At 68.4% G+C, this 21,151-nt stretch carries 24 protein-coding genes (1 of these 24 running past the window's edge); 10 read left to right on the forward strand and 14 right to left on the reverse strand.

What is annotated here, in order from left to right; genetic code table 11:
* Positions 1–233: 233 nt before the first annotated feature.
* The 5 genes from ETX26_RS02035 to ETX26_RS02055 all read right to left on the reverse strand — a co-directional run bounded on the left by ETX26_RS02035 (position 234) and on the right by ETX26_RS02055 (position 5,683).
* Complete coding sequence (locus ETX26_RS02035) at positions 234–2,378, reverse strand: TonB-dependent receptor domain-containing protein (protein ID WP_225425455.1); 2,145 nt, start codon at positions 2,376–2,378, stop codon at positions 234–236.
* Between the two features lie 309 nt (positions 2,379–2,687).
* Positions 2,688–3,083, reverse strand: a complete 396-nt coding sequence (locus ETX26_RS02040; RefSeq protein WP_129523039.1) for a GFA family protein — start codon at positions 3,081–3,083, stop codon at positions 2,688–2,690.
* Between the two features lie 83 nt (positions 3,084–3,166).
* Positions 3,167–4,468 (reverse strand): ATP-dependent protease ATPase subunit HslU, encoded by a 1,302-nt coding sequence (gene hslU / locus ETX26_RS02045; protein WP_129523040.1) that lies wholly within the window; start codon positions 4,466–4,468, stop codon positions 3,167–3,169.
* A 126-nt stretch (positions 4,469–4,594) separates the two neighbouring features.
* Entirely contained in the window at positions 4,595–5,155 is a 561-nt protein-coding gene (gene hslV / locus ETX26_RS02050) for an ATP-dependent protease subunit HslV (protein ID WP_129523041.1), read from the reverse strand.
* Positions 5,156–5,215: 60 nt separating this feature from the next.
* Entirely contained in the window at positions 5,216–5,683 is a 468-nt protein-coding gene (locus ETX26_RS02055) for an outer membrane protein assembly factor BamE (RefSeq protein ID WP_129523042.1), read from the reverse strand.
* A 190-nt stretch (positions 5,684–5,873) separates the two neighbouring features.
* On the opposite strand from ETX26_RS02055, the gene ETX26_RS02060 reads away from it, so the two are divergent.
* The gene (locus ETX26_RS02060) at positions 5,874–6,392 is read left to right on the forward strand and encodes a ubiquinol-cytochrome C chaperone family protein (RefSeq protein ID WP_129523043.1); all 519 of its coding nucleotides are present in this window, start codon (positions 5,874–5,876) and stop codon (positions 6,390–6,392) included.
* Positions 6,389–6,904 (forward strand): YceD family protein, encoded by a 516-nt coding sequence (locus tag ETX26_RS02065; RefSeq protein WP_129523044.1) that lies wholly within the window; start codon positions 6,389–6,391, stop codon positions 6,902–6,904. Before ETX26_RS02060 ends, ETX26_RS02065 begins: the two co-directional genes overlap by 4 nt.
* A 93-nt stretch (positions 6,905–6,997) precedes the next feature.
* Here ETX26_RS02065 and ETX26_RS02070 read toward each other — a convergent pair whose 3' ends face one another.
* On the reverse strand, positions 6,998–7,960 hold the full coding sequence (locus ETX26_RS02070; RefSeq protein WP_129523045.1) for a homocysteine S-methyltransferase family protein: 963 nt from the start codon (positions 7,958–7,960) through the stop codon (positions 6,998–7,000).
* A gap of 222 nt (positions 7,961–8,182) precedes the next feature.
* Between ETX26_RS02070 and ETX26_RS02075 the strand changes: the two genes are divergently transcribed.
* Entirely contained in the window at positions 8,183–8,845 is a 663-nt protein-coding gene (locus ETX26_RS02075) for a TetR/AcrR family transcriptional regulator (RefSeq protein WP_129523046.1), read from the forward strand.
* Between the two features lie 51 nt (positions 8,846–8,896).
* On the opposite strand, the gene ssb is transcribed toward ETX26_RS02075, so the two are convergent.
* From ssb to ETX26_RS02100, 5 genes are all read right to left on the reverse strand, one after another.
* A complete protein-coding gene (gene ssb, locus ETX26_RS02080; RefSeq protein WP_129523047.1) occupies positions 8,897–9,442 on the reverse strand; it encodes a single-stranded DNA-binding protein in 546 nt (181 codons plus the stop codon).
* Positions 9,443–9,547: 105 nt separating this feature from the next.
* Positions 9,548–11,404, reverse strand: a complete 1,857-nt coding sequence (gene feoB, locus ETX26_RS02085; RefSeq protein ID WP_129523048.1) for a ferrous iron transporter B — start codon at positions 11,402–11,404, stop codon at positions 9,548–9,550.
* Positions 11,401–11,670: a FeoA family protein gene (locus ETX26_RS02090; RefSeq protein WP_404825254.1), complete on the reverse strand. Its 270-nt coding sequence runs from the start codon at positions 11,668–11,670 to the stop codon at positions 11,401–11,403. Before ETX26_RS02090 ends, feoB begins: the two co-directional genes overlap by 4 nt.
* Positions 11,671–11,700: 30 nt before the next feature.
* A complete protein-coding gene (locus ETX26_RS02095; protein WP_129523049.1) occupies positions 11,701–12,360 on the reverse strand; it encodes a COQ9 family protein in 660 nt (219 codons plus the stop codon).
* A 1-nt stretch (position 12,361) separates the two neighbouring features.
* Complete coding sequence (locus tag ETX26_RS02100) at positions 12,362–12,976, reverse strand: ankyrin repeat domain-containing protein (protein WP_129523050.1); 615 nt, start codon at positions 12,974–12,976, stop codon at positions 12,362–12,364.
* Positions 12,977–13,048: 72 nt separating this feature from the next.
* Between ETX26_RS02100 and ETX26_RS02105 the strand changes: the two genes are divergently transcribed.
* The 6 genes from ETX26_RS02105 (at position 13,049) to ETX26_RS02130 (ending at position 16,909) form a co-directional block, all read left to right on the forward strand.
* Positions 13,049–13,654 (forward strand): SCO family protein, encoded by a 606-nt coding sequence (locus tag ETX26_RS02105; RefSeq protein WP_129523051.1) that lies wholly within the window; start codon positions 13,049–13,051, stop codon positions 13,652–13,654.
* A complete protein-coding gene (locus ETX26_RS02110; protein WP_129523052.1) occupies positions 13,642–14,085 on the forward strand; it encodes a YcgN family cysteine cluster protein in 444 nt (147 codons plus the stop codon). The genes ETX26_RS02105 and ETX26_RS02110 overlap by 13 nt, the downstream gene beginning before the upstream one ends.
* Positions 14,082–14,807 (forward strand): M48 family metallopeptidase, encoded by a 726-nt coding sequence (locus ETX26_RS02115; RefSeq protein WP_129523053.1) that lies wholly within the window; start codon positions 14,082–14,084, stop codon positions 14,805–14,807. The genes ETX26_RS02110 and ETX26_RS02115 overlap by 4 nt, the downstream gene beginning before the upstream one ends.
* Before the next feature lie 68 nt (positions 14,808–14,875).
* The gene (locus ETX26_RS02120) at positions 14,876–15,325 is read left to right on the forward strand and encodes a hypothetical protein (protein WP_129523054.1); all 450 of its coding nucleotides are present in this window, start codon (positions 14,876–14,878) and stop codon (positions 15,323–15,325) included.
* Positions 15,306–16,307, forward strand: a complete 1,002-nt coding sequence (gene ribD, locus ETX26_RS02125; protein ID WP_129523055.1) for a bifunctional diaminohydroxyphosphoribosylaminopyrimidine deaminase/5-amino-6-(5-phosphoribosylamino)uracil reductase RibD — start codon at positions 15,306–15,308, stop codon at positions 16,305–16,307. Before ETX26_RS02120 ends, ribD begins: the two co-directional genes overlap by 20 nt.
* Complete coding sequence (locus tag ETX26_RS02130; RefSeq protein WP_119513053.1) at positions 16,292–16,909, forward strand: riboflavin synthase; 618 nt, start codon at positions 16,292–16,294, stop codon at positions 16,907–16,909. The genes ribD and ETX26_RS02130 overlap by 16 nt, the downstream gene beginning before the upstream one ends.
* Here the strand turns inward: ETX26_RS02130 and ETX26_RS02135 are convergent.
* Together ETX26_RS02135 and ETX26_RS02140 are read right to left on the reverse strand one after the other, a co-directional pair.
* Positions 16,881–18,716 carry an ABCB family ABC transporter ATP-binding protein/permease gene (locus ETX26_RS02135; RefSeq protein WP_129523056.1) on the reverse strand — a complete coding sequence of 612 codons (1,836 nt, stop codon included), beginning with the start codon at positions 18,714–18,716 and terminating at the stop codon, positions 16,881–16,883. The two genes, ETX26_RS02130 and ETX26_RS02135, sit on opposite strands and share 29 nt — an antisense overlap.
* 49 nt (positions 18,717–18,765) lie before the next feature.
* The gene (locus ETX26_RS02140; protein WP_225425456.1) at positions 18,766–19,767 is read right to left on the reverse strand and encodes an aspartyl protease family protein; all 1,002 of its coding nucleotides are present in this window, start codon (positions 19,765–19,767) and stop codon (positions 18,766–18,768) included.
* A gap of 323 nt (positions 19,768–20,090) precedes the next feature.
* Between ETX26_RS02140 and ETX26_RS02145 the strand changes: the two genes are divergently transcribed.
* Entirely contained in the window at positions 20,091–21,023 is a 933-nt protein-coding gene (locus ETX26_RS02145; RefSeq protein WP_129523057.1) for a hypothetical protein, read from the forward strand.
* Between the two features lie 24 nt (positions 21,024–21,047).
* Here ETX26_RS02145 and ETX26_RS02150 read toward each other — a convergent pair whose 3' ends face one another.
* On the reverse strand, positions 21,048–21,151 hold the final stretch of the coding sequence (locus ETX26_RS02150; RefSeq protein ID WP_129523058.1) for a lipopolysaccharide biosynthesis protein. It continues 1,369 nt past the right edge of the window; 104 of the gene's 1,473 nt are visible here — the last part of the coding sequence; the start codon falls outside the window, past its right edge; its stop codon occupies positions 21,048–21,050.

Raw genomic sequence — 21,151 nt, forward strand, 5'->3', positions numbered from 1 at the left:
GCCCCGTCCGGCCTCGCGGCCGGGCGGGGCGTTTTCGTCGCGGGCGGAGATCGGAGGGATGTGCGTCATCCCGGCACACACCGGCCTCCGGGGACGGCAAAGTCCGATCCGGGGAGAGGGCGCCGGCTTTCGCCGGGCTGATGGATGGAGGGAGGGCCGCGCCCCTTCGCCCCTCCCTCCGTGCCCCCCGTTCCGCGTGACGAACCCGTGGCGCGGCCGGATCCGGCCGGCGCTCAGAAGCTGTGCCGCATGCCGATCGCCACGCTGCGGCCGCGGAGCGGCGACTGGTCCTTGACGAACGAGGTGTGGACGTAGGCCAGCTCGTTGGTCAGGTTCGTGCCCCGGGCGTAGAGCTCGACCGACTTTCCGCCGCCGACGTCGAACCGGTAGGCGAGCGTCGCGTTGAGCATGTCGTAACCGCCCGTCGGCGTCTCGTAGGAAGCCACGCGGTCCTGCTTGAAGGTGTGGTAGTATTCGACGTCCGCCGAGACCGGGCCGGAGGTCCATTCATACCGCGCGCCGAGCCGCCCCGGAGGGATGCGCGGCAGGTTGTCGTCCTCGCTCTTGAGCTCGGCGTCGACGTAGTCGCCGAACAGCGTGACCAGCGATCCGGGCGCGAGCTGATGGCTGATCTGCCCGTCGATCCCGAAGAACCGCGCGTCCGCGGCGGTATAGACCAGCAGGAGATGGGGGCGGCCGGTCTCGCGCTCCTCCTCGATCAGGCGGGCGAAGATGTAGTCGTCGACGTCCTGGTAGAAGGCGCCGAGCTCGAACCGCGTGCGCCCGTCGGTCTTGCGGAAAGTCAGGTCGACCGACTTGTTGGTCTCGACGAGATCGGTCACCGGCGCGGGCAGTTCGTCGGAAATGGTCGCCGTGCGCGCCAGGCCGACCTCGTAGCTGTTGGTCGCGAGATTGTTCCCCCGCGCATAGAGCTCGCGCACGTTCGGCGCGCGCTGCGAGCGGGCGAGCGTCAGCCCGAGCGAATAGCCCGCATCGATGTTCCAGGTCGCGCTCGCCGAGACAGAGAAGGGATTGGGCTCGGACGGGGGATAGTTCGACGCGAAATAGTCGTCGTAGAAGCCCGAATACATCTCCTCGATCTCCGGCGTCAGCTCGAATCCCGGGGGAAGAATGTAGTAGGACGTCCAGTGCTTCTTCACCGCGTGCATCGTGCGCCAGTCCTGCCGCACGCCGAGCTCGACATCGACCGGCCCGAACGCGCGCCGCTCGGTCAGGAACAGGCCGACGTTCTCGGTCTTCATGTCGTAGATGCTGTCGTAGCCGCGATAGACGTCGTTGACGTTGAGACCGCTGAAGGTGCCGTCGGTATACTGGACGCCGAACGTGCCGGTGAAGCCGAGCAGCGGGGCATGGGTCAGCTCGAGCCGCCCGTCGTAGACCTCGTTGCCGTAGCGCGCGAACAGGAACGCGCCGTCCATCTCCTCATGCATATAGTCGGTGTAGGACAGCCGCAGGCGGGTATGCTCGAGCCCCGGCAGCAGGCGGTCGTAGTCCGCGCGGATGTCGAAGCGCTCGCTGCGGAGGTCGATATAGGCGGTATGATCGTCGGGCGCCGAGACGAGCGGCGGCGGGGTGCCGTGCGAGCCGCAGTGCAGGTCGAGGCCGTGGGTGTGGCACGGCGCGTTGGCGTGGCTGTGGCCCGGCAGGCCGTATTCGCTGTCCTGCCGGGTATAGGCGGCGCCGATATAGCCCTTCTCGGTCACCCATGAGGCGCCGAAGCTGTAGCTCGACCCTTTGGCGTAGGAGTCCTTGAGCCGGTCGCTGCCGTAGGCGTCGGGGACGTCGTAGTCCTCGGCGACATGGCGCGATCCTTCCGCGTGCACGGCGAAGGAGCCGATGCCGGCGGTGACGCGGCCGACGACGGTCTTCTCCTCGTCGCCGGTGCCGTAGCGGACTTCGGTCGCGCCGGTATAGCCGCCCTGGGGCACGGCCTTGGGCACCTTGCTGTCGATCAGGTTGACCGCGCCGTTGAGCGCGTTGCCCCCGTAGCGGACCGTGGCCGGGCCGCGCTGTATCTCGATCGCGTCGAGCAGCAGCGGATCGGCGGCGATCGCGTGGTCGGGCGAAACGGACGAAGCGTCGAACAGGTTGGCGCCGTCGGTCAGGATCTCGATCCGCGGGACGGTCTGGCCGCGGATGACCGGGCGCGAGGCGCCGCCGCCGAAGCTGTCGAGGTGCACGCCGGGCAGGCCCGCGAGCGTCTCGCCGAGGCCGCCCTGGCGCCGGTGCGCGAGTTCGTCGCCGGCGAGGACCTGGACCGGCAGCGGCTCGCTCGCCTCCTCCCGCTCGAGCGAGGTGCCGGTGACCACGATATCGCCTCGCTGGCCGCGTTCGCGCGCCTCCTCGTCCGTGGCCATGTCCTGCGCCCCCGCGGCCGCGGGCGACACGAGCGCGATCGAAGCCGCGGAGAGCCAGAACCGCTTCCGCCGCGTGCAACCTGACAAATTCATACTGGTGACCCCTCTTGGCTGATGTCGAGGGGCAGGTAGATGATGTTATACCATAACGTCAACCAGGTAAGGCCGGGCCGGACGTGAACGAAGGCGGCTCATCCCTCGCGCTGCAAATCTTTCGGACGGGCAGGGGGGGCGGCGCGATTCCCGCGCCTGCCTGAATGGAGACCGGCGCCCCGTCCCGCCAACGGGACGAAGGCGACACGCCGCCGGTCAGCCGGGATAGCGCTCGAAGCGAGGGAGTTCGGGCAGCGACGCCTCCCACGGCAGTTCATCGGCGGTCTGCACGTGGATCTGCGGCGCGTAGTTTTCGGGATCGTCGAGCGTGACGATCTGGACGTCGACCAGCCCCGGCAGCATCTTCTCGTTCACGTAGTAGAGCCCGGTGCCGCAAGTGCCGCAGAAGTAACGCTCGGCATCGGGAGAGGAACGGTAGAGCGCGGGTTCCCCCTCGACGATCGCGAACTCCTCGTTACCGACCGCCATCCAGGCGACGCCGGCCGCGCCGGCGCAGCGACGACAATCCTCGCAGTGGCAGACCGAAGCATGCCTCGGCTCGCCCTCGATCCGATAGCGCACTGCGCCGCAATGGCATCCGCCACCCGTCATCGCACTCTCCCTTCGCTTCGTTTGGCCTTCGCCTCGTCTGGCCATCGATTCGCCAAGGGGAACATATCGGGTACGCCGCGGCGCTACAAGATGTACTTGGAAAGGTCGCTGTCCTCGGCGAGTTCCTCGAGCCGTTCGCGCACGTAGGCCGCATCGATCGTCACCGTTTCGCCGTGGTGATTCTCCGCCTCGAAGCTCAGTTCCTCGAGCAGCTTTTCCATCACCGTCTGCAGGCGGCGGGCGCCGATGTTCTCGACGCTCTCGTTCACCTGTGCCGCGATTCGGGCGATCTCGTGCACCGCGTCGTCGCCAAGTTCGAGCGTGACCTGTTCGGTGCCGAGCAGAGCCTTGTACTGAGCGACGAGATTGGCGCGCGTTTCCGACAGGATGCGCACGAAATCCTCCTCGGTCAGCGCGCGCAGCTCGACCCGGATCGGCAGACGACCCTGGAGCTCGGGCAGCATGTCGGAAGGCTTTGCCACGTGGAACGCGCCGCTGGCGATGAACAGCACGTGGTCGGTCTTCATCGGGCCGTACTTGGTCGAGACCGTGGTGCCCTCGATCAGCGGCAGCAGGTCGCGCTGCACGCCCTCGCGGCTGACCGAGCCGCCGCGCACGTCCGAGACGGCGATCTTGTCGATCTCGTCGAGGAAGACGATGCCGTTGGTCTCCGCATTTTCGAGCGCGACCCGGGCGACGTCGTCCTGGTCCATGCGCTTCTCGGCCTCTTCCTCGACCAGCTTGTCCCAGGCGTCGGGCACCTTGAGCTTGCGCCGCTTCATCGGCGTCTTGCCCATCGCCTTGCCGAGCATGTCGGACAAGTTGATCATGCCCACGTTGCCGCCCATGCCGCCGAGGTCGAAGGGCATCTGCGGCGCCTCCTCCACCTCGATCTCGACTTCGACCTCGTTCATCGCGTTCTGGACGATCCGCTCGCGGAACGATTCGCGAGTGGCCTCGCTCGCGTTCTCGCCGACGAGCGCCTTGAGCAGCCGGTCCATCGCCGCCTTGCTCGCCGCCTCGCGCACGGCCTCGCGGCGGCGGTCCTTCTCCAGCCGGATCGCTTCCTCGACCAGGTCGCGCGCGATCTGTTCGACGTCGCGGCCGACGTAGCCGACTTCGGTGAACTTGGTCGCCTCGACTTTCACGAACGGCGCGTCGGCCAGCTTGGCGAGGCGCCGGCTGATCTCGGTCTTGCCGCAGCCCGTGGGGCCGATCATCAGGATGTTCTTGGGGGTGACCTCGTCGCGCAGGTCGGGCGAGAGCCGCTGGCGGCGCCAGCGGTTGCGCAGCGCCACCGCCACCGCGCGCTTGGCTTCCTTTTGTCCGATGATGTGTTCGTCGAGAGCGGCGACGATCGCCTTGGGGGTAAGTGCTTCGGTCATTTTCTTCCCATTGCTCTCTCCCCTTCAGGGGAGAGATACGGAGACTTGGCTGCGCAGCAGGCTAGTCGGAGTTGAGAGGGGGTCGCATTCCCCTCTCCCAACCCTCTCCCCAGAAGGGGAGGGGGCTTAGACCGTCTCCACCGTCACATTGCCGTTGGTAAACACACAGATGTCGGCTGCGACCGCCATCGCCTTGCGCGCGATCTGCTCTGGGTCGTCCTCGTAGGCATCGAGCGCGCGGGCGGCGGCGAGCGCGTAGTTGCCGCCGGAACCGATTGCGGCGATCCCCGCCTCGGGCTCCAGCACGTCGCCGTTGCCTGTCAGCACGAGCAGGGCGTCCTTGTCGGCGACGATCATCAGCGCTTCGAGATTGCGGAGGTACTTGTCGGTCCGCCAGTCCTTGGCCAGCTCGACCGCGGCGCGCATGAGCTGACCGCTATATTGCTCGAGCTTCTTTTCCAGCCGTTCGAACAGGGTGAAGGCATCGGCCGTCGCGCCGGCGAACCCGGCCACGACCGCACCGTCCTTGCCGATGCGGCGGACCTTGCGGGCGTTCGGCTTCATCACCGTGTTGCCCATGGAGACCTGGCCGTCGCCGGCGACGACGGTCTTGCCGTTCTTGCTGACGCCGATGATGGTGGTGCCGTGCCACTGGATCAGGCCGTGGCCCGCCGTGCTCTCACTCATGCCGCGTTCTCGTCCATGCCGCGCGATATGGGGTGGCGCGGGCGGCGGTCAAGCGAAGCGCTAGACCCCCGGGCCGCCCGGACCGGCCGCACCCGGCGTGCCGACCTGACCGATATTGCCGAACAGGTCCTCGAAGAAGCCGCGTTCGCGGCCGAGGGTCGGCGTCGCGGCGCCGTCGGGGCTGAGGTAGACAACCCGGTCGAGCCCCGACTGTTCGGTCGAGAGGACGTTGCCCGCGGCGTCGAACTTCACCGCGAGAACCGAGTGCTCGCGGATCGTCGGGCGCACGAAGGGCCGGCGGCCGGTGGTGCTGGAGACGTAGTACCAGGTCTCCTCGCCGAACTGGCTGGTGAAGCTCGGCCGGCCGAGCGTGGCCGCGACCGAGCGTTCGTTGTCGATGCCGGGCTGGATCGCCGAAACGAGCGTCCTATCCTGGATGTATCCGCGATTCTCGCGGATCGCGCTGCATCCGCCCAGGGCCAGCGCCGCCACAACCGCCGCCACGCCCAAAGCCTTACCTGCCTGCATCGAGAAACCTTCCGAAATCGACGCACGCGCCTTTTGCCAGGCGCGGCGAAACCTTCTATCGGCGCGAGCCTTACGGCGATGCGCGCGTGCTTGCAACTTTGCCGCTTGCGCGCTGTGCGGCGGCGGGGTTGAATTGCCCCTGAACATCGAACCGGACACCTGACCAATTTGGGGACGAACACGAACGGCCATGTCACTGCTTGCGAAGATCTTCGGTCGGCAGACCGATCCAAGGGAGCGCTTCGTGCCGCTGTGGCGCGCCGTCGTGGGTATCGCCCGCGAGCCGCAGTGGTATGCCGAATGCGGCGTCGCCGACACGCAGGAGGGGCGCTTCGACATGCTCTCCACCGCGCTCGCAGCAGTGATCGTGCGGATGGAGCGCGAGGAGGGCCTGCGCGCACAGGCCGCGCTGCTGACCGAGCTGTTCGTCGAGGACATCGAAGGCCAGCTTCGCCAGCAGGGGATCGGCGATCCGACGCTCGGCAAGCGCGTGGGCAAGCTGATGAGCGCGCTCGGCGGCCGCATCGGCGCCTACCGCGCGGGGCTCGCGGACACCGGCGATGCGGCGCTGACCGACGCAGTGACCCGCAACGTCACGTTCGGCGAGGGCGGTAGCCCCGCTTGCGTCGCCGCACGGCTGCGCGCGCTCCACCGCACCCTGCAGCAAACCCCGGACGATGCCCTGCTGCGGGCGGAGATCGCACGATGAGCGAGAGCGAACTGTCCCGGATCGTCAAGCTGCGCCAGATCGACGCCCGCCCTATGCGGATCGAGGCGGATGCGGAGGAACGCGCGGCGCTCGCCGAGCGCTTCGGGATCGTTTCGGTGGAGCGGCTCGCTGCAGACGTCACGCTGGAGCGCGAAGGCGAGGAGGTGGCGGTGTCGGGCCGGCTCGAGGCGAATATCGTGCAGACCTGCGGCATCTCGGGCGAGGATTTCCCGGTCCGCATCGACGAGCCGATTGCCCTGCGTTTCGTCCCCGAGGTGGCGCGCAGCGTGCCCGATGAGGAAATCGAGCTGGAGGAAAGCGAACTCGACGAGATCGAGTATAGCGGGGATGCCTTCGACCTCGGCGAAGCGGTCGCCCAGTCGCTCGGCCTCGCGATCGATCCCTACGCGACCGGCCCCAACGCGGACGTCGCGCGCAAGGAAGCCGGCATCCTCGAGGAAGGCGCCGCTGGCCCGCTCGCCGAAGCGCTCAGAGCGCTGAAGAAGGACTGAGCGCCCCGTCAGCTCTTGCAGGACCTCGCAGCCACAAGCCGGGCACCGCCGGCTCGTGCCCGACTGGACGAGGAGCAGGAGACCGGCCGCGGGCTAGCGCACCGCAGCCGCCGCGATCGCGGCGATGTGGCGATGGTCGGTGCCGCAGCAGCCGCCGAGTACCGCAAGATGCGGCAGCGCGGCGACCAGTTCACCATATTCGCGGCCGAGCTCCGCCGGATTGCCGGCGTCGAGTTCCTCCATTCCGTCGAGTTCGGCATGGCTGAGCCGCGAGGCATTGGCCCGCAGGCCCCTGATCCGCCCGGTCCACCCGCCGCCGGCGAGCAGCGCCGGGCTGAAGTGGGAGGGATGCGCGCAGTTGATCATGTAGTAGGCCGGCCCGCCGCCCGTCGCCTGGTCGACTGCGGCAATGGCCTGCTCCAGCGTATCGCCGGTCGGCAGCCGCGAGTCGGTCTCGACCGTGAACGAAATGGCCGAGGGGAGGCCCGCCTCCTGCCCTGCTTGCACGATCCCGATCGCCTCGGGGACATTGGTGATCGTAATGCCGGCGATCATGTCCGCACCGGCCTCCCCGAACGTCCGCGCCTGCCATGAATGGTACTCGCGGGCTTCCTGCACGCTCATGATTTCCGCGGGGTTGTAGCCGTCGCCGCGCGGGCCGATGCAGCCGCTCACCACGATCGGGCACTCCGCCGTCTCGTGCCGCGCCCGCAGGTCGACCAGCATCTCGATCGCCTCATGGTTGTAGGCCGCGAGTTCTCCCAGCGACATGCCGAGCGGTTCCGCCCAGTCGCGGCTCGACCGCCAGGTTGCGCTTTCCAGCACGAAACCGGCTTTCGCCTCTTTGGCGATTGCCAGATACGTTTCGAAATAGCGCTCCAGATGCGCGCGGCCGCCGGGCTTGCGCAGCATGTCGATGGCGGCGAAGCAGGCGAGGTCCACCCCCTCCTGGAAAAGCAGCGTGGTCTCCAGACCGCCGTCGGTCAGGAACAGCTTTCCCTGGAGCTGCGGCAGGTCGTGGCCCGTGATTGGCGTAGCCGTCAAAGTTTCGGTCATCTCGTGTCTCCTCTATGGGTGAGGGCGCGAGCCCAGGCGGCCCTCCCACCACGGACAGAAGCGTGGTAGAAGGTGCACGAGGTCGCGCCGAAAAGGTGGGCACAATCTACCGGTGGGTCTGCGACCGATTCTAGCGGGCCCATGGTCGGTAGATTCGAAGAGCCCGGCAAACTGCTGTTTTGGCAGGCCTGTTTTTCAGGTCGCAAGGAACGGAGGGAGGCGATGCACGGCACTCTCGAGCCGAAGAACCGACCGGCGGTACAGTCCGCCGAGCTGACCAAAGGCGAACGCACGCGTCAGCGGCTGATGGACTTCGCCGAAGAAGCGGTACTGCGCAAAGGATTCGCCGCGACCTCGATCGACGAGCTCGTCGAAGCCACGGGGATCACCAAGAGCGGCTTCTTCTATCACTTCCGCGACAAGGACGACCTGGCGATGCAACTCGTCGCCCGCTTCGTCGAGCGCGACAGCGAACTTCTCGACGAACTCGCGCAGCGTGCGCGGACGCTCTCGGACGATCCGCTGCAAAGCTTCCTGATCTTCCTCAGGCTCTTCGCCGAGATGATGGACGACTTGCCCAACGTTCATCCGGGCTGCCTCGTCGCATCGGTGATCTATCAGGACCGCGCCTTCAACCGGGAAGTCTCGGCCATGGCGTCCGACGCGATCCTGCTCTGGCGCGGACGCTTCCACGAATGGCTGAGCCGGATCGCCGATCGCTATCCGCCGAAGATCGAAACCGATCTCGTGGCGCTCGCCGACCACTTCAGCGTCGTGGCGGATGGTGCAATCGTCACCTCTCGGGCCTTGAAGGACAAGGAGGTGGTCGGCCGCCAGGCGCGGCTGCTGCACGACTACGTCAAATTGTTGTTCGACGGACGCTAGCCGCGCCGCACACGAGCACCGATCGCGCGCTACGAAGGCGCTTGGCGGTCCTTAGAACGGAATATCGTCGTCGAGGTCGTCGAAGTTCGAGCCCCCGCGCGATCCCGAACCCTGGCCGCCGCCCGAGCCTTGGCCGCCGCCCTGATTCCAGCCGCCGTCGTTTCCGCCCGAAGAGCCGCCGCGGTCCCAACCGCCGCCGCCGCTACGCTGGCCACCGCCGCCGCCGCCGCCGCCGCCCGCGCCCGGCGGGCCGTCGAGCATGGTCAGCGTGCCGTTGAAGCCGCGCAGCACGATTTCGGTCGAATAGCGGTCCTGCCCGTTCTGGTCCTGCCACTTGCGGGTCTGGAGCTGGCCCTCGATGTAGACCTTGCTGCCCTTGCGCAGGTAATTCTTGGCGACGTTGATCAGCCCTTCGGAGAAGATCGCCACGCTGTGCCACTCGGTCCGCTCCTGCCGTTCGCCGGTGTTGCGGTCCTTCCATTGCTCGCTGGTCGCGATGCGCAGGTTGCACACCGCGCCGCCGTTCTGGAACTCGCGTACTTCGGGATCGGCGCCGAGATTGCCGATGAGCATGACTTTGTTGAGGCTGCCGGCCATGGATTCGCTTTCCTCTTTCGGGTGTGGCGAACGGCTTAACCAATGGGCCCAAGCCGCGCCACCCCGAGACCGGGCCAATCCTGAGGATATTTTCGCCCGAAGCCGCTACAGCCCCAGCGCCACCGCAATCCAATAGGTCAGCCCCGCGAAGACATAGGCGAGCGCGAACAGGTAGCCGACCATGAACGCCGGCCACTTCCACCCGTTCGTCTCCCGCCGCGCCACGGCGATCGTCGAGAGGCACTGCGGCGCAAACACGAACCATGCGAGGAACGCGAGCGCGGTCGGCAGGCTCCAGCGCGCCGCGACCTCGTGCTCGAGCGCGAGCGCGGTCTGCTCTTCGTCTTCCGAGGCGACGGCGTAGGTCGTCGCCAGCGAGGACACGGCGACCTCGCGCGCGGCCATCGCCGGCACCAGCGCCAATGCCATTTCTCGGTTGAACCCGATCGGCTCGACCACCGCGTGCACCCCGTCGGCGACCATGCCGGCGAACGAGGCGTCGATCTGGCTCTCGCCCGGTTCGGCCTGGGGGAAGCTCAGCAGCACCCACAGCGCGATGGTGGCGGCGAAGATGATCGTGCCCGCGCGGCGCAGGAAGATCCATGCGCGCTGCCACAGCCCGATCGCGAGATCGCGCAGGCGCGGCATCTGGTAGCGCGGCATTTCCATGATGAAGCCGCTCGCCGAACCCTGCGTCACCGTGCGGCGCAGCAGCAGCGCCGCGGCCATGGCGCCGATGATCCCGGCGACGTAGAGCCCGAACAGGACGAGACCCTGCAGCCCGATGCCCCCGCCCACCGTCGTTTGCGGGATCACCGCGGCGATGATCAGCGCATAGACCGGCAGCCGGGCGGAGCAGGTCATCAGCGGCGCGATCAGGATCGTCGTCAGCCGGTCCTTCGGATCGGCGATGCTGCGCGTCGCCATGATCCCCGGGATCGCGCAGGCGAAGCTGGAGAGCAGCGGAATGAAGCTCTTCCCCGACAGGCCCACGCCGGCCATCATCCGGTCCATGATGAAGGCCGCGCGCGCCATGTAGCCGCTCGCTTCCATCACCAGGATGAAGGCGAACAGGATCACGATCTGCGGCAGGAACACGACCACCGAGCCGACGCCGGCGAGAATGCCCTGGGTTACCAGATCGCGCAGGAAACCGCCGGGGAAAGTCGCCACGACCCAGTCGGAGATCGCGGTCACCGCGGCCTCCAAGCCGTCCGCGAACGGCGTCGCCCAGGCGAACACGGCCTGGAACATCACGAACAGGATCGCGAACAGGATCACCGGCCCGATCCAGGGGTGGAGCAGCACCCGGTCGACTTGCGCGTGGATGCGGTGCTGTGCCGATTCGGCGACGATCGCCGCTTTCGCCACTTTCCGCGCTTCCTGCCGCCGCTCGGACAGGGCGAGGGCGGGGCGGGGGCTTGCCGGAGACGGATCGGCGGCCGCCCGCACATCCGCCTGCTCGATCGCTTCGGCAAGCTCGGTGAGGCCCTTGCGCCGCACCGCGACGGTCGGGATCACCGGGACGCCGAGCGCCTTCTCGAGCGCGGCCGGGTCGAGCGTCAGCCCGTCGCGCTCGGCGAGGTCGAGCATGTTGAGCGCAACCACCGTCGGCCGGCCCAACGCGATCACTTCCTGCGCGAACACGAGGTGCTGCTCGAGGTTGGCGGCGTCGAGCACCAGAACCAGCACTTCGGGAAGGGCTTCGCCGGGGAACTCCCCGTGGATGACCTTGCGGGTCACTTCCTCGTCCGGGCTCGCCGCGTCGAAGGAATAGCTGCCCGGCAGGTCGATCAGTTCGACCGGCGCGCCCGAGGGCAGGATCAGCCGGCCCGCCTTGCGCTCCACTGTCACGCCCGGATAGTTGGCGATCTTCTGCCGCGCACCCGTGAGCGCGTTGAACAGCGCGCTCTTGCCAGAATTGGGATTGCCGACGAGGGCGGCCCTGCGCTGGCGGCTCATATCGCTTCCACCGTCATCGCCGCCGCATGGACCCGGCGCACCGCCACGGTCATGCGGCCGACGGTCACCGTAAGCGGATCGACGCCGCCGAACACGCCGCGGTGCGCAACCGCCACATGCGCGCCCTGGTCGAGCCCCATCGCCTGCAGGCGCTTTGCGTCTTCGGGGGCGAGGATGGCCCAGTCGACCGAAAGGACGGTCGCTCGCTGGCCGCGATCGAGCTGGTCGAGAGTCATGCCATGTCCGCTATGGGAAGCGGTCGTCATTTGCAACTGATTATCAATAGAGCTTCCGGACTAGCGCGCCGGATAGCGCAGCCGCCCGAGGAATCGCGCCATGTTGAAGCCGTCGCCGCCACTGTTCAGGAGCTGCGCCTTGGCCTTCTCGAACCGCATCACCCCGTCGATTCGCCGATCGAGGAAGGCGCGCGTCTCCGCCTTGCCCTCGCTCTCGTCGTCGACGAACACGGCCACGGTCGCGGCGTAGATCGAGGCGAGCAGTGCGCGCTTGGTATAGTGGTTGTAATCGGTCGCCGTATCGCCGGCGAGCCGCCACATGACGTCGGCGCTGCGCCAGCCGAGCCTGAGACTGCGCGCCGCGTTCTGCGGCATGGCCATGATCGACAGCGCGCGCCGCAGCGCTTCCTCGCGCCCGAGCATGGCATCGAGCCGCGCCTGCACCAGCCCTGCGATTCGCGCGCGGATCTTGATGCCCGCGAGCTGTTCGGGCGGCAGCGCCGCGGCCATTGCCGCATCGATCGATTCGAACCACGCGGCGATCATGTCCATCGCCCCGCCGGGGTAGGCGAGCGCGGCGACGTCGGGATCGACGCCTTCGATCTCCGCCGCCACGCGCACGGCTGCTTCGGTCCAGCCGTCGAAGATCGCCGAGTCGGCGACCGCGGGCGCCAGCGCGAGCCGCAGTTCGTCGAGTGTCAGGTCGCCTGAAACTGCCATCTCAGAACCGCGGTCCGTAGCTGGCTCCGGCGCTGGCCTTGTTCTCGTCCGCCTCTGCGATCGCGTGAGCGATGCGGCTGTTCGAGCCGAGCAGTTCGGCATAGTCGCGTGCCGAGCGGCCGGAATTGTCGGTCCGGTCCGGGTTGGCCCCTTTCTTGAGCAGGAGTTCGACCATGGCGTTGTCGCGCCGATGGACAGCCGCGATAAGCGGCGTCTCTCCGGTGGCGGAAACATCGTCGACCCGCGCGCCGGCGTCGATGAGCTCTTCCGCCCCCTCCACGAAGCCCAGACGCACCGCGATCGCGAGCGGGGTATTGCCGGTCTTGTCGCGCACGTTGGGATTGGCGCCCTTGGCGGTCAGGAAGCGGATCCACACCGCGTCGCGGCGCTCGGTCACGATATGCAGCGCGGTCTGGCCGGTGGAGATGTCGCGCGCATTGACCACGACCGCCCCCGGCTGGCTGAGCGCCTCGGTCACCTTGGTCCCGTCGCGCTCGCGCACGGCTTCCAGGAACTCGTATCCTTCGGACATCAACTGGGCGGCGGCGGGCGCGGCCGCGATCGCGGCTGCCAGTCCGATCGCCAGGGTCGCCTTGCGCAGAACGGCGCGGGCCATGTCTTCCCTACCTTTCGTCGTCGTATTCCGGGAGCCCTTGGCGCCCCCTTGCGGAAGCCGGATTAGCAGAGCATGAAGCGCCGCGCCATGCCTCTCCCCAGAACTCTGATCGCCCTCTCCGCCGCACTGGCTCTCGCCGCATGCGACAGCCAGCCCGCGCTGGAAACCGCGCCGCTCCGAGGTGCCGCCATCGGCGGGCCCTTCGCGCTGACCGGCGGCGACGGGAAGGTGCACCGCTGGGCCGATTACGACGGCAAGTGGCGGATCGTCTATTTCGGCTATACCTATTGCCCCGACATCTGTCCGACCGACGTGCAGCGCTTCTCGCAGGGGCTGACGCAGTTCGAGAAGGCGGAGCCCGAGCTGGGCGCGCAGGTCCAGCCGATCTTCATCACCATCGATCCGGCGCGCGACACGCCCGAAGTGGTGGCCGAATTCGTCTCCAACTTCCATCCTCGGCTGGTCGGCCTGACCGGCACGCCCGAGCAGATCGAGGCGGTCGCGAAGACGTTCGGCGTGTTCTTCTCGCGCGGCCGCGAGGGAGAGGGCGGCGCCTACGACATGAACCATTCGAACGTCGTCTATCTCTTCGCGCCCGACGGATCGCCGGTCGCGATCCTGCCGGCGAACGAAGGGGCGGACGCGATCGCCGCGGAACTGGCCCGATGGGTGCGCTGAGGGACCGGTTCTGGGAGCGTCCGCTCGCGGAACTTACGCGCGAGGAGTGGGAGGCGCTGTGCGACGGCTGCGGCCGCTGCTGCCTGCACAAGATCGAGGATGCCGACACCGGCGAGATCGAGGACACCAACGTCGCCTGCAAGCTGCTCGACACCGGAACCGCGCGCTGCCGCGACTATCGCCACCGCAAGGCATTCGTGCCCGACTGCCTGCGCCTGACGCTCAAGATCGTCGGCACGGTGAGCTGGCTGCCCGAGAGCTGCGCCTACCGCCGGCGCGCCGCGGACGAGCCGCTGCCCGACTGGCATCCGCTGCTGACCGGCGATCCCGAGAGCGTGAAGCGCGCCGGCGCCTCGGTCGCGGGCCGCGTGGTCAGCGAGACCGAGGCGGGGCCGCTCGAACACCATATCGTCGACTGGAGCGACAGGTGATTGACTGGCTGCGGCGCGATGCGCGGGCCGCGCCGGAGATCGTGCTGGGGGAGCGGCGCCTGCCGATCCTCGTCGTGCGCCATCCGCGCGCGCGGCGCATGGTCCTGCGGCTCGCGCCGGAGGGCGACTCGGTGCGGGTCACCCTGCCGCGCTGGGGCCGCACAGCCGAAGCGGTCGAGTTTGCTCACGCTCGCCGCGACTGGCTCGCCGCGCAGCTCGAGGCTCTCCCCCGCGCCGCGCCGCCCGAAGCCGGCGGCACGCTCGCCTACCGCGGTGAGGAACTCGCCATCGCCTGGTCGCCCAACGCTCCGCGTCGTCCGGTGCTGAGCGACGGGGCCATCGCGATCGGCGGGCCCGAGAAGCACCTGTCCCTGCGCCTGCGCCGCTGGCTGGAGGGCGAGGCGCTGCGCTTGATGGAGGCCGACCTCGTCCACTTCTGCGCCGCCGCGGGCGTGCCCGCTCCGGCCCTCCGCCTGTCGCGGGCGAAGCGGCGCTGGGGAAGCTGCGCGAGCGACGGCACGGTGCGGATCAACTGGCGGCTGGTCATGGCGCCCGATGCGGTGCGCCGCTCGGTCGTCGCGCACGAAGTCGCGCACCTGCTGCACTTCGACCACGGCCCGGCGTTCAAGGCGGCCCTCACGCGGATCTACGACGGCGACCTTCCCGCCGCCGACGGCTGGCTGAAGGATCGCGGCCGCACGCTCTACGCGCCGTTCGGCTGAGAGCCGCCTCCATCCGCGATGAATTCCCGGCACTGGCGCTTGGGCACGCGAGCGCCTATCTTGGCGCCATGCGTTTGATCAGCCGCCTCAATCCGGCCGAGGGAGTCGGCGATTTCTGGGCCTATATCCGCCGGCCGCAGCCCTATCGCTGGCCGATTCTCGGCCTTTCCATGCTGATGACCGGGACCTTGCTTTTCTGGGTCCTGCAGGAACGGTACTACCTGCCACCGGAGCGGCCCCAGGTCACCTACATCACCACCTTCGCGCCGGGGCGCACGGACGAGGAGATCATCGCCTCGAACATCGCGAACGAGGCGCGCAAGGACGCGCTGGCCGCCGAGCAGGCCGAGCGAGACGAAATCCGGCGCGAGATCTACCGCACCTTCGGCCGCGCGGCCGGCATGGACGTAGAGAAGATCGAGCGCGAGGCCGCCGCGGAGCGCGCGCGCGAGGAAGCCGCGGAAAAGGCACGGCGCGAGGCGCTGATCGGCGAATCCATTGCCGAACCCGCCGAGTGACGCTGCCTGGCTCACCGCCGCCGCTCGTCTCGCGGCGCGCGGCCGGCCGCTGAGCCGCCCCAATCCCGCTGTCGGGTGCGTGATCGTCAATGACGGCAAAGTCGTCGGCCGCGGCTGGACCCGGCCGGGTGGACGCCCCCATGCCGAGGCGATCGCGCTCGCCGAAGCGGGCGACGCGGCGCGCGGCGCCACGCTCTACGTCACGCTCGAACCCTGCGCCCACCGCTCCGGGCGCGGTCCCGCCTGCGCCGACCTGATCGCGGAGGCGGCGCCTGCGCGCGTGGTGATCGGCGCGCGCGATCCCGACGAACGCACCCACGGCCGCGGCATCGAGCGGCTCGGCGAAGCGGGCATCGCGGTCGAAACGGCCGACTGCGCCGCTTCCCGCGCCAGCCTTGCCGGCTACCTCGCCCGCGCCGAGCACGGCCGCCCGCACGTCACGCTCAAGCTCGCCACCTCGCTCGACGGGTGCATCGCCACCGCGAGCGGCGAGAGCCGCTGGATCACCGGTGAGGCGGCCCGCGCGCACGTCCATTCGCGCCGCGCCATGGCCGATGCGATCCTCGTCGGCGGCGCCACCTGGCGCGCCGACGCCCCGCGGCTAGACGTGCGCCTGCCCGGCCTCGAGGCGTGCAGCCCGCGCCGCGTCGTCCTCTCACGCACCGTCGAGGACGAGACGGTGGAAACGATCGCCGCGCCCGAGGAGATCGCGGGGCTCGAAGCCGTGCAGTACCTCTACGTCGAAGGCGGCGCGCAAACCGCAGCGGCTTTCCTCGCGGCCGATCTCGTCGACCGGCTCGAGCTCTACCGCGCCCCCGTCCTGATCGGCGCCGGCACCCCGGCGCTCGGCGACATCGGCCTCGCCTCTCTTGCCGAAGCGCACGGCCGCTGGCGCCTCGCCGAACGGCGGCAGCTTGGCAGCGACACCTGCGAGGCCTATGAGCGCGCCCGGATAGGGAGCGAACAATGTTCACCGGCATAGTCAGCGCGATCGGCACCATCGAGGAGGCGCAGCAGCGCGGCGACCTGCACTTGCGGATCGCCTGCCCCTATGACCCCGAGAAGATCGCGATCGGCGCCTCGATCGCCTGCTCGGGCGTGTGCCTGACGGTGGTGGAGCGCGGCGGCGAGCCGGGAGACGCCTGGTTCGCGGTCGACGTCTCGGCAGAAACGGTCTCGCGCACCGTGCCCGGCATGTGGCGCGCCGGCCGCCGGCTCAATCTCGAAACCGCGCTCAAGCTCGGTGACGAGCTCGGCGGGCATATTGTCACCGGCCACGTCGACACGGTCGGCGAGGTCCGCCTGGTCCGCGCCGAGGGCGGCTCGACCACCGTCGCGATCCGCACCGGCGCGGCCTTCGCGCCCTTCGTCGCGCCTAAGGGCTCGATCACGGTCGACGGCGTCTCGCTCACCGTCAACGACGTGCGCGATCAGGAAGACGGCGCGTGCGACTTCCTCCTCAACCTGATCCCCCACACCGCCGAAGTCACCACGCTCGGCGACCTGGCCGAGGGCGACCGGGTGAACCTCGAGATCGATGTTCTCGCCCGCTATCTCAAGCGGATGCAGAGCCTGCAGCGCTGAGTTCCGGCGTAGCCTCGTCCTCCGCCTGCTGGCGGCGCCACATTTCGGCATAGAGACCGTTTGCGCGCAGCAGCACGGGATGGCTGCCGCGTTCGGCGAGGCGGCCGTGTTCCATCACCAGGATCTCGTCGGCATCGGCAATGGTCGAGAGGCGGTGTGCGATCGACAGGCTGGTGCGGTTCTCGCTCACGCGGTGGAGCGTGGCGAGGATGTCCTGCTCGGTGCGCGAGTCGAGCGCGCTGGTCGCTTCGTCGAGCAGCAGGATCGGCGGGTTCTTGACCAGCGTGCGGGCGATCGCAACCCGCTGCTTCTCCCCGCCCGAGAGCTTCAGGCCGCGCTCGCCGACCTCGGTCTCGAACCCGTCGGGCAGGCGCTCGATCAGCGGCAGGATCGCGGCATCGCGCGCGGCGCGCACGATCTCGTCGTGCGTCGCGCCGTTGCGACCGTAGGCGATGTTGTAGCCGATCGTGTCGTTGAAGAGCACGCTGTCCTGCGGGACGATCCCGATCGCCGCGCGCAATGAAGCTTGCGTGACCCGGGCGATGTCCTGCCCGTCGATCAGCACGCGGCCCGACCATGGATCGTAGAAGCGGAACAGCAGCCGCGCGATTGTGCTTTTGCCCGCGCCCGAGGGGCCGACGATCGCGACATGCGCACCGGCGGGCACTTCGAAGCTGAGACCGTGGAGGATCGTCCGCCCCGGATCGTAGCCGAACACGACGTTCTCGAATGCGACGCTCGGCCGGCGGACGACTAGCGCGGGCGCGCCCGGCGTGTCCTCGATTTCCGCTTCGGTGTCGATGAGCTCGAACATGGCAGCCATGTCGATCAGCCCCTGGCGCACCGTGCGGTAGACCCAGCCGAGCATGTCGAGCGGGCGGAAGAGCTGCGCGAGGTAAGTGTTGACGAATACGAGGTCGCCCGTCGTCAGCTCGCCCCGGCTCCAGCCCCAGACGGTATAGGCCATGGCGCCGCCCATCAGCAGATTGGTGATCAGCGACTGCGCGACGTTGAGCAGGCCGAGCGAGTTCTCGCTGCGGATCGCCGCCTCGGCATAAGCGCGGGCCGCGCGCCCATAGCGCTCGCGCTCGCGGCCTTCCGCCCCGAAGTATTTCACCGTCTCGTAGTTGAGGAGCGAATCGACCGCGCGCGACAGCGCTTGCCCGTCCAGGTCGTTCATCTCCTTGCGCAGCTTGGTGCGCCATTCGGTGATCCAGCGCGTCACCGCGACGTAGGCGACCACCGTCACCGCGGTCGCGAGCACCAGTCCCCAGCCGAAGTTCAGGTAGAAGATCACCGCGACCGCGAGGAGCTCGATCACCGTGGGCGCGATATTGAAGAGCAGGAAGTAGAGCATCGAATCGATGCTCTTGGTGCCGCGCTCGACCGTCTTGGTGACCTCGCCCGTGCGGCGCGAAAGGTGGAAGCGCAGAGAGAGGCGGTGGAGGCGGGAGAACGTGTCCTCCGCGAGGTGCCGGGTCGCTTCCTGGCCGACCCGTTCGAACGCGACGTTGCGCGCGTTGTCGAACCCGACCGAGGCGAAGCGGCCCGCGGCATAGGCGATGACGAAGGCGATCGCGACCATCGCCGCCTCGTTCGCCGGCGTGGTCATCGCATCGACCGCGCGCTTGTAGGCATAGGGCAGGGCGAGCGTGACCCCCTTCGCCGCCAGCACCAGCATCAGCGCGATGACGATCCGCCGCCGCAGCGCGGCATTGTCGCGCGGCCAGAGATAAGGGAGGAAGCGCCGGATCGTCGCCCAGCCGTCGTGCCTGACAGGGGCGGGGGAGGGGGCGTCGGGCGGCATCGCGCGGCTATGTGGCTACGCGGCCGTCTCCGTGCAATGGATCGGCCTGCTAGAAGCGGCTCGGAAACCCTCCATAGCGCACGCCCCGGCTGCGCGCCGCATAGCCGCGCGGCATGTCGAACAACACGGCGCGCGATTCGAAGTCGATCGCCACTCGATCGAACAGGCGCAGATCGCGCATGCCGAGGACCAGTGCCGGCTTGCGGTCGAGGCCGAGCGCGGCAAATGCCGGCCCGTCCGCGAAGGCGATCGGCAGGTTCGTCAGCTGGAACTCGTCGATCTTCAGGTAATCGACGAAGTCGAGATCGCCGACGAGGTCGACGCCATGGACGTCGGTCGAGCGCACCTGCTCCAGCTTCTTCGCGCGCAGTCGCCGCTGCAGCTCGAGATTGCCGAGATTGCCCTGCGCGCCCGTGTCGATCACCACGGCGGTTTTCACCCCGTCTATCTGCGCATCGGCGATGATCAGCCGGCCGAGCTTGCGCCGCGCGCGCACGACGATCTCGTAGCCGCGGTTGCCGCCGAGCGCCTCGGCATCGTCGACGGCGATGGTTCCCTTGCGGAAGTCGATCAGCACGCGCAGGTCCTGCAGGCTGTCGAGCCCGAGGATTCCGTCGGCTCCGACATGCTGCGCCTCGAGCAGCGGGACGTGGAGATCGTCGAACGTCCGCGCCGCGAATTCGAGGCCGTTGAGCTCGACGAGCTGGACCTGCCGGCTGCTCGCCATGCCGATCACCGTGGCGTTGCCGAGCGGCTTGAGCCCGAGCCGCTCGCTGAGCCCGCGGGTGACGACCGTGGCCTGTGCGCCGGTATCGATCATGAAACGGAACGGACCCTCCCCGCCGATCGTGACCGGCACCGTCATCCGCTCGTAGTAGTCGGTCATGCTCTCGATGGTCTCGCCTCCTGCGCCGGCCATCTTGTCGAGCAGCGCCGACGTTTCGACCGGCGCGGGATCCGCCACCGGCGTGGACACCGGTGCCGGCGGTTCGGCGGGGTCGGGCGTCGATATCTGGATCAGCGCGCCGGCAGCGAGAACGAGGAGCGACATGACGATCTCCCATTCGGATCGTCCATCTGCATACCACACACCGCGCCACGCTACCAATCCGTCGCGTATCGATGCGCCATGCCGGGTTGCGGCCGAAGGGGCCGCAGGCCTGGGGGCCGCCGGCCGCCCTGGCGGCAAGATGCCTATCGGCAGGCCGGGAATACTCATCCGAAGAGTGCAGGAGTGCCCGAACGGGACGCGGCGTACATCGGGGCCGACGCCCCGGCTTCCCGTTGCTATCCCGTCAAACAGCCATCATGAAGACACGGCTCTCGGTGGGGAAACGATCGGGATGCCGAATGCCAGGGCTGCCGGGACGACTGATGAACAGGATCGCAAAGAAACTCAATTGGCTATGGAAGGAGCGTGCGCACCGCGCTGTCGCTCGTCACGTTCTCCACACGCCGCCGGTGAGAGCGGCCGAGGACGGGCTGGTACTATTCTCAATGATCGGTACGCGCGTGCTGTTGCCTTACCTCGTCGCCGTGAAATCGCTGCACGCGAGACTGCAGAGAGGGCGGATCGTAATACTGGACGACGGTACGCTGACGGAGCCGGACCGGGCTGTGCTCGCCATCCATCTCGACAACCCGCGGATAATCTCCATCGGGGATGTCGACACGGGTCCGTGTCCCCGGGGCGGAACCTGGGAACGGCTGCTGACGATTCTCGATCTGCGCGCCGATGACTACGTGATCCAGCTCGACTCGGACACGGTGACGCTGGCAGCGGTGCCGGAGATCGCGGAGGCGATCGACTCCAATCGCAGCTTTACCTTGCGCGGCGACCCCGACTCGCGATTTCTGTCGTTCGCGGAGATCGCCAGCCTGACGGATGACGCTGCCTACTTCCTCAACCCGGCCGCGCATGTGCAGGGCGCGATCGAATGCGGCATGGACAGGGTCGCGCTGCCGGACGTGGCGAACCCGCGCTATGTACGCGGCTGCTCCGGATTCGCCGGGTTCGCGCGCGGCGGGAACGGACGGGTGCTGGCGGAAGCCTTCTCGCAGGAAGCCACCCGGTTGCTCGGGGAGGAGCGCTGGTCGCGCTGGGGCAGCGAGCAGGTGACGTCGAACGTGGTCATCGCGAACGAGCCGGACGCCTTGCTCCTTCCCTACGCGCGCTATTTCAACTTCTGGAACGACGGAATCCCCGAGGATGCGCGGTTCATCCACTTTATCGGGAGCTGCCGCTATGTCGGGAACGCCTATATCGATGCTACGCGCGCTGCGGTTGCGGCGCTGCAGGCCGCCTGAGGCCGTTGCCGCAAGGGAAAGCCGCTACACCTTCCCGCGCACGAGCCGTACCAGGTCGTCGACAGTCTCGCGTGCGAAGAGCACCAGCCACAGGCAATAGATCAATCCTCCGGCCGCGGTCAGGATCG

This window comes from Pelagerythrobacter rhizovicinus (assembly GCF_004135625.1).
In the GTDB taxonomy this organism is placed as follows: domain Bacteria; phylum Pseudomonadota; class Alphaproteobacteria; order Sphingomonadales; family Sphingomonadaceae; genus Pelagerythrobacter; species Pelagerythrobacter rhizovicinus.

Excerpts from the sequence above, each read along its gene's own strand:
- ETX26_RS02035 (WP_225425455.1), bottom strand. The coding sequence starts at position 2,378 with ATGGCCACGGACGAGGAGGCGCGCGAACGCGGCCAGCGAGGCGATATC.
- ETX26_RS02040 (WP_129523039.1), bottom strand. The coding sequence starts at position 3,083 with ATGACGGGTGGCGGATGCCATTGCGGCGCAGTGCGCTATCGGATCGAG.
- hslU (WP_129523040.1), bottom strand. The coding sequence starts at position 4,468 with ATGACCGAAGCACTTACCCCCAAGGCGATCGTCGCCGCTCTCGACGAA.
- hslV (WP_129523041.1), bottom strand. The coding sequence starts at position 5,155 with ATGAGTGAGAGCACGGCGGGCCACGGCCTGATCCAGTGGCACGGCACC.
- ETX26_RS02055 (WP_129523042.1), bottom strand. The coding sequence starts at position 5,683 with ATGCAGGCAGGTAAGGCTTTGGGCGTGGCGGCGGTTGTGGCGGCGCTG.
- ETX26_RS02060 (WP_129523043.1), top strand. The coding sequence starts at position 5,874 with ATGTCACTGCTTGCGAAGATCTTCGGTCGGCAGACCGATCCAAGGGAG.
- ETX26_RS02065 (WP_129523044.1), top strand. The coding sequence starts at position 6,389 with ATGAGCGAGAGCGAACTGTCCCGGATCGTCAAGCTGCGCCAGATCGAC.
- ETX26_RS02070 (WP_129523045.1), bottom strand. The coding sequence starts at position 7,960 with ATGACCGAAACTTTGACGGCTACGCCAATCACGGGCCACGACCTGCCG.
- ETX26_RS02075 (WP_129523046.1), top strand. The coding sequence starts at position 8,183 with ATGCACGGCACTCTCGAGCCGAAGAACCGACCGGCGGTACAGTCCGCC.
- ssb (WP_129523047.1), bottom strand. The coding sequence starts at position 9,442 with ATGGCCGGCAGCCTCAACAAAGTCATGCTCATCGGCAATCTCGGCGCC.
- feoB (WP_129523048.1), bottom strand. The coding sequence starts at position 11,404 with ATGAGCCGCCAGCGCAGGGCCGCCCTCGTCGGCAATCCCAATTCTGGC.
- ETX26_RS02090 (WP_404825254.1), bottom strand. The coding sequence starts at position 11,670 with ATGACGACCGCTTCCCATAGCGGACATGGCATGACTCTCGACCAGCTC.
- ETX26_RS02095 (WP_129523049.1), bottom strand. The coding sequence starts at position 12,360 with ATGGCAGTTTCAGGCGACCTGACACTCGACGAACTGCGGCTCGCGCTG.
- ETX26_RS02100 (WP_129523050.1), bottom strand. The coding sequence starts at position 12,976 with ATGGCCCGCGCCGTTCTGCGCAAGGCGACCCTGGCGATCGGACTGGCA.
- ETX26_RS02105 (WP_129523051.1), top strand. The coding sequence starts at position 13,049 with ATGAAGCGCCGCGCCATGCCTCTCCCCAGAACTCTGATCGCCCTCTCC.
- ETX26_RS02110 (WP_129523052.1), top strand. The coding sequence starts at position 13,642 with ATGGGTGCGCTGAGGGACCGGTTCTGGGAGCGTCCGCTCGCGGAACTT.
- ETX26_RS02120 (WP_129523054.1), top strand. The coding sequence starts at position 14,876 with ATGCGTTTGATCAGCCGCCTCAATCCGGCCGAGGGAGTCGGCGATTTC.
- ETX26_RS02130 (WP_119513053.1), top strand. The coding sequence starts at position 16,292 with ATGTTCACCGGCATAGTCAGCGCGATCGGCACCATCGAGGAGGCGCAG.
- ETX26_RS02135 (WP_129523056.1), bottom strand. The coding sequence starts at position 18,716 with ATGCCGCCCGACGCCCCCTCCCCCGCCCCTGTCAGGCACGACGGCTGG.
- ETX26_RS02140 (WP_225425456.1), bottom strand. The coding sequence starts at position 19,767 with ATGTCGCTCCTCGTTCTCGCTGCCGGCGCGCTGATCCAGATATCGACG.
- ETX26_RS02145 (WP_129523057.1), top strand. The coding sequence starts at position 20,091 with ATGAACAGGATCGCAAAGAAACTCAATTGGCTATGGAAGGAGCGTGCG.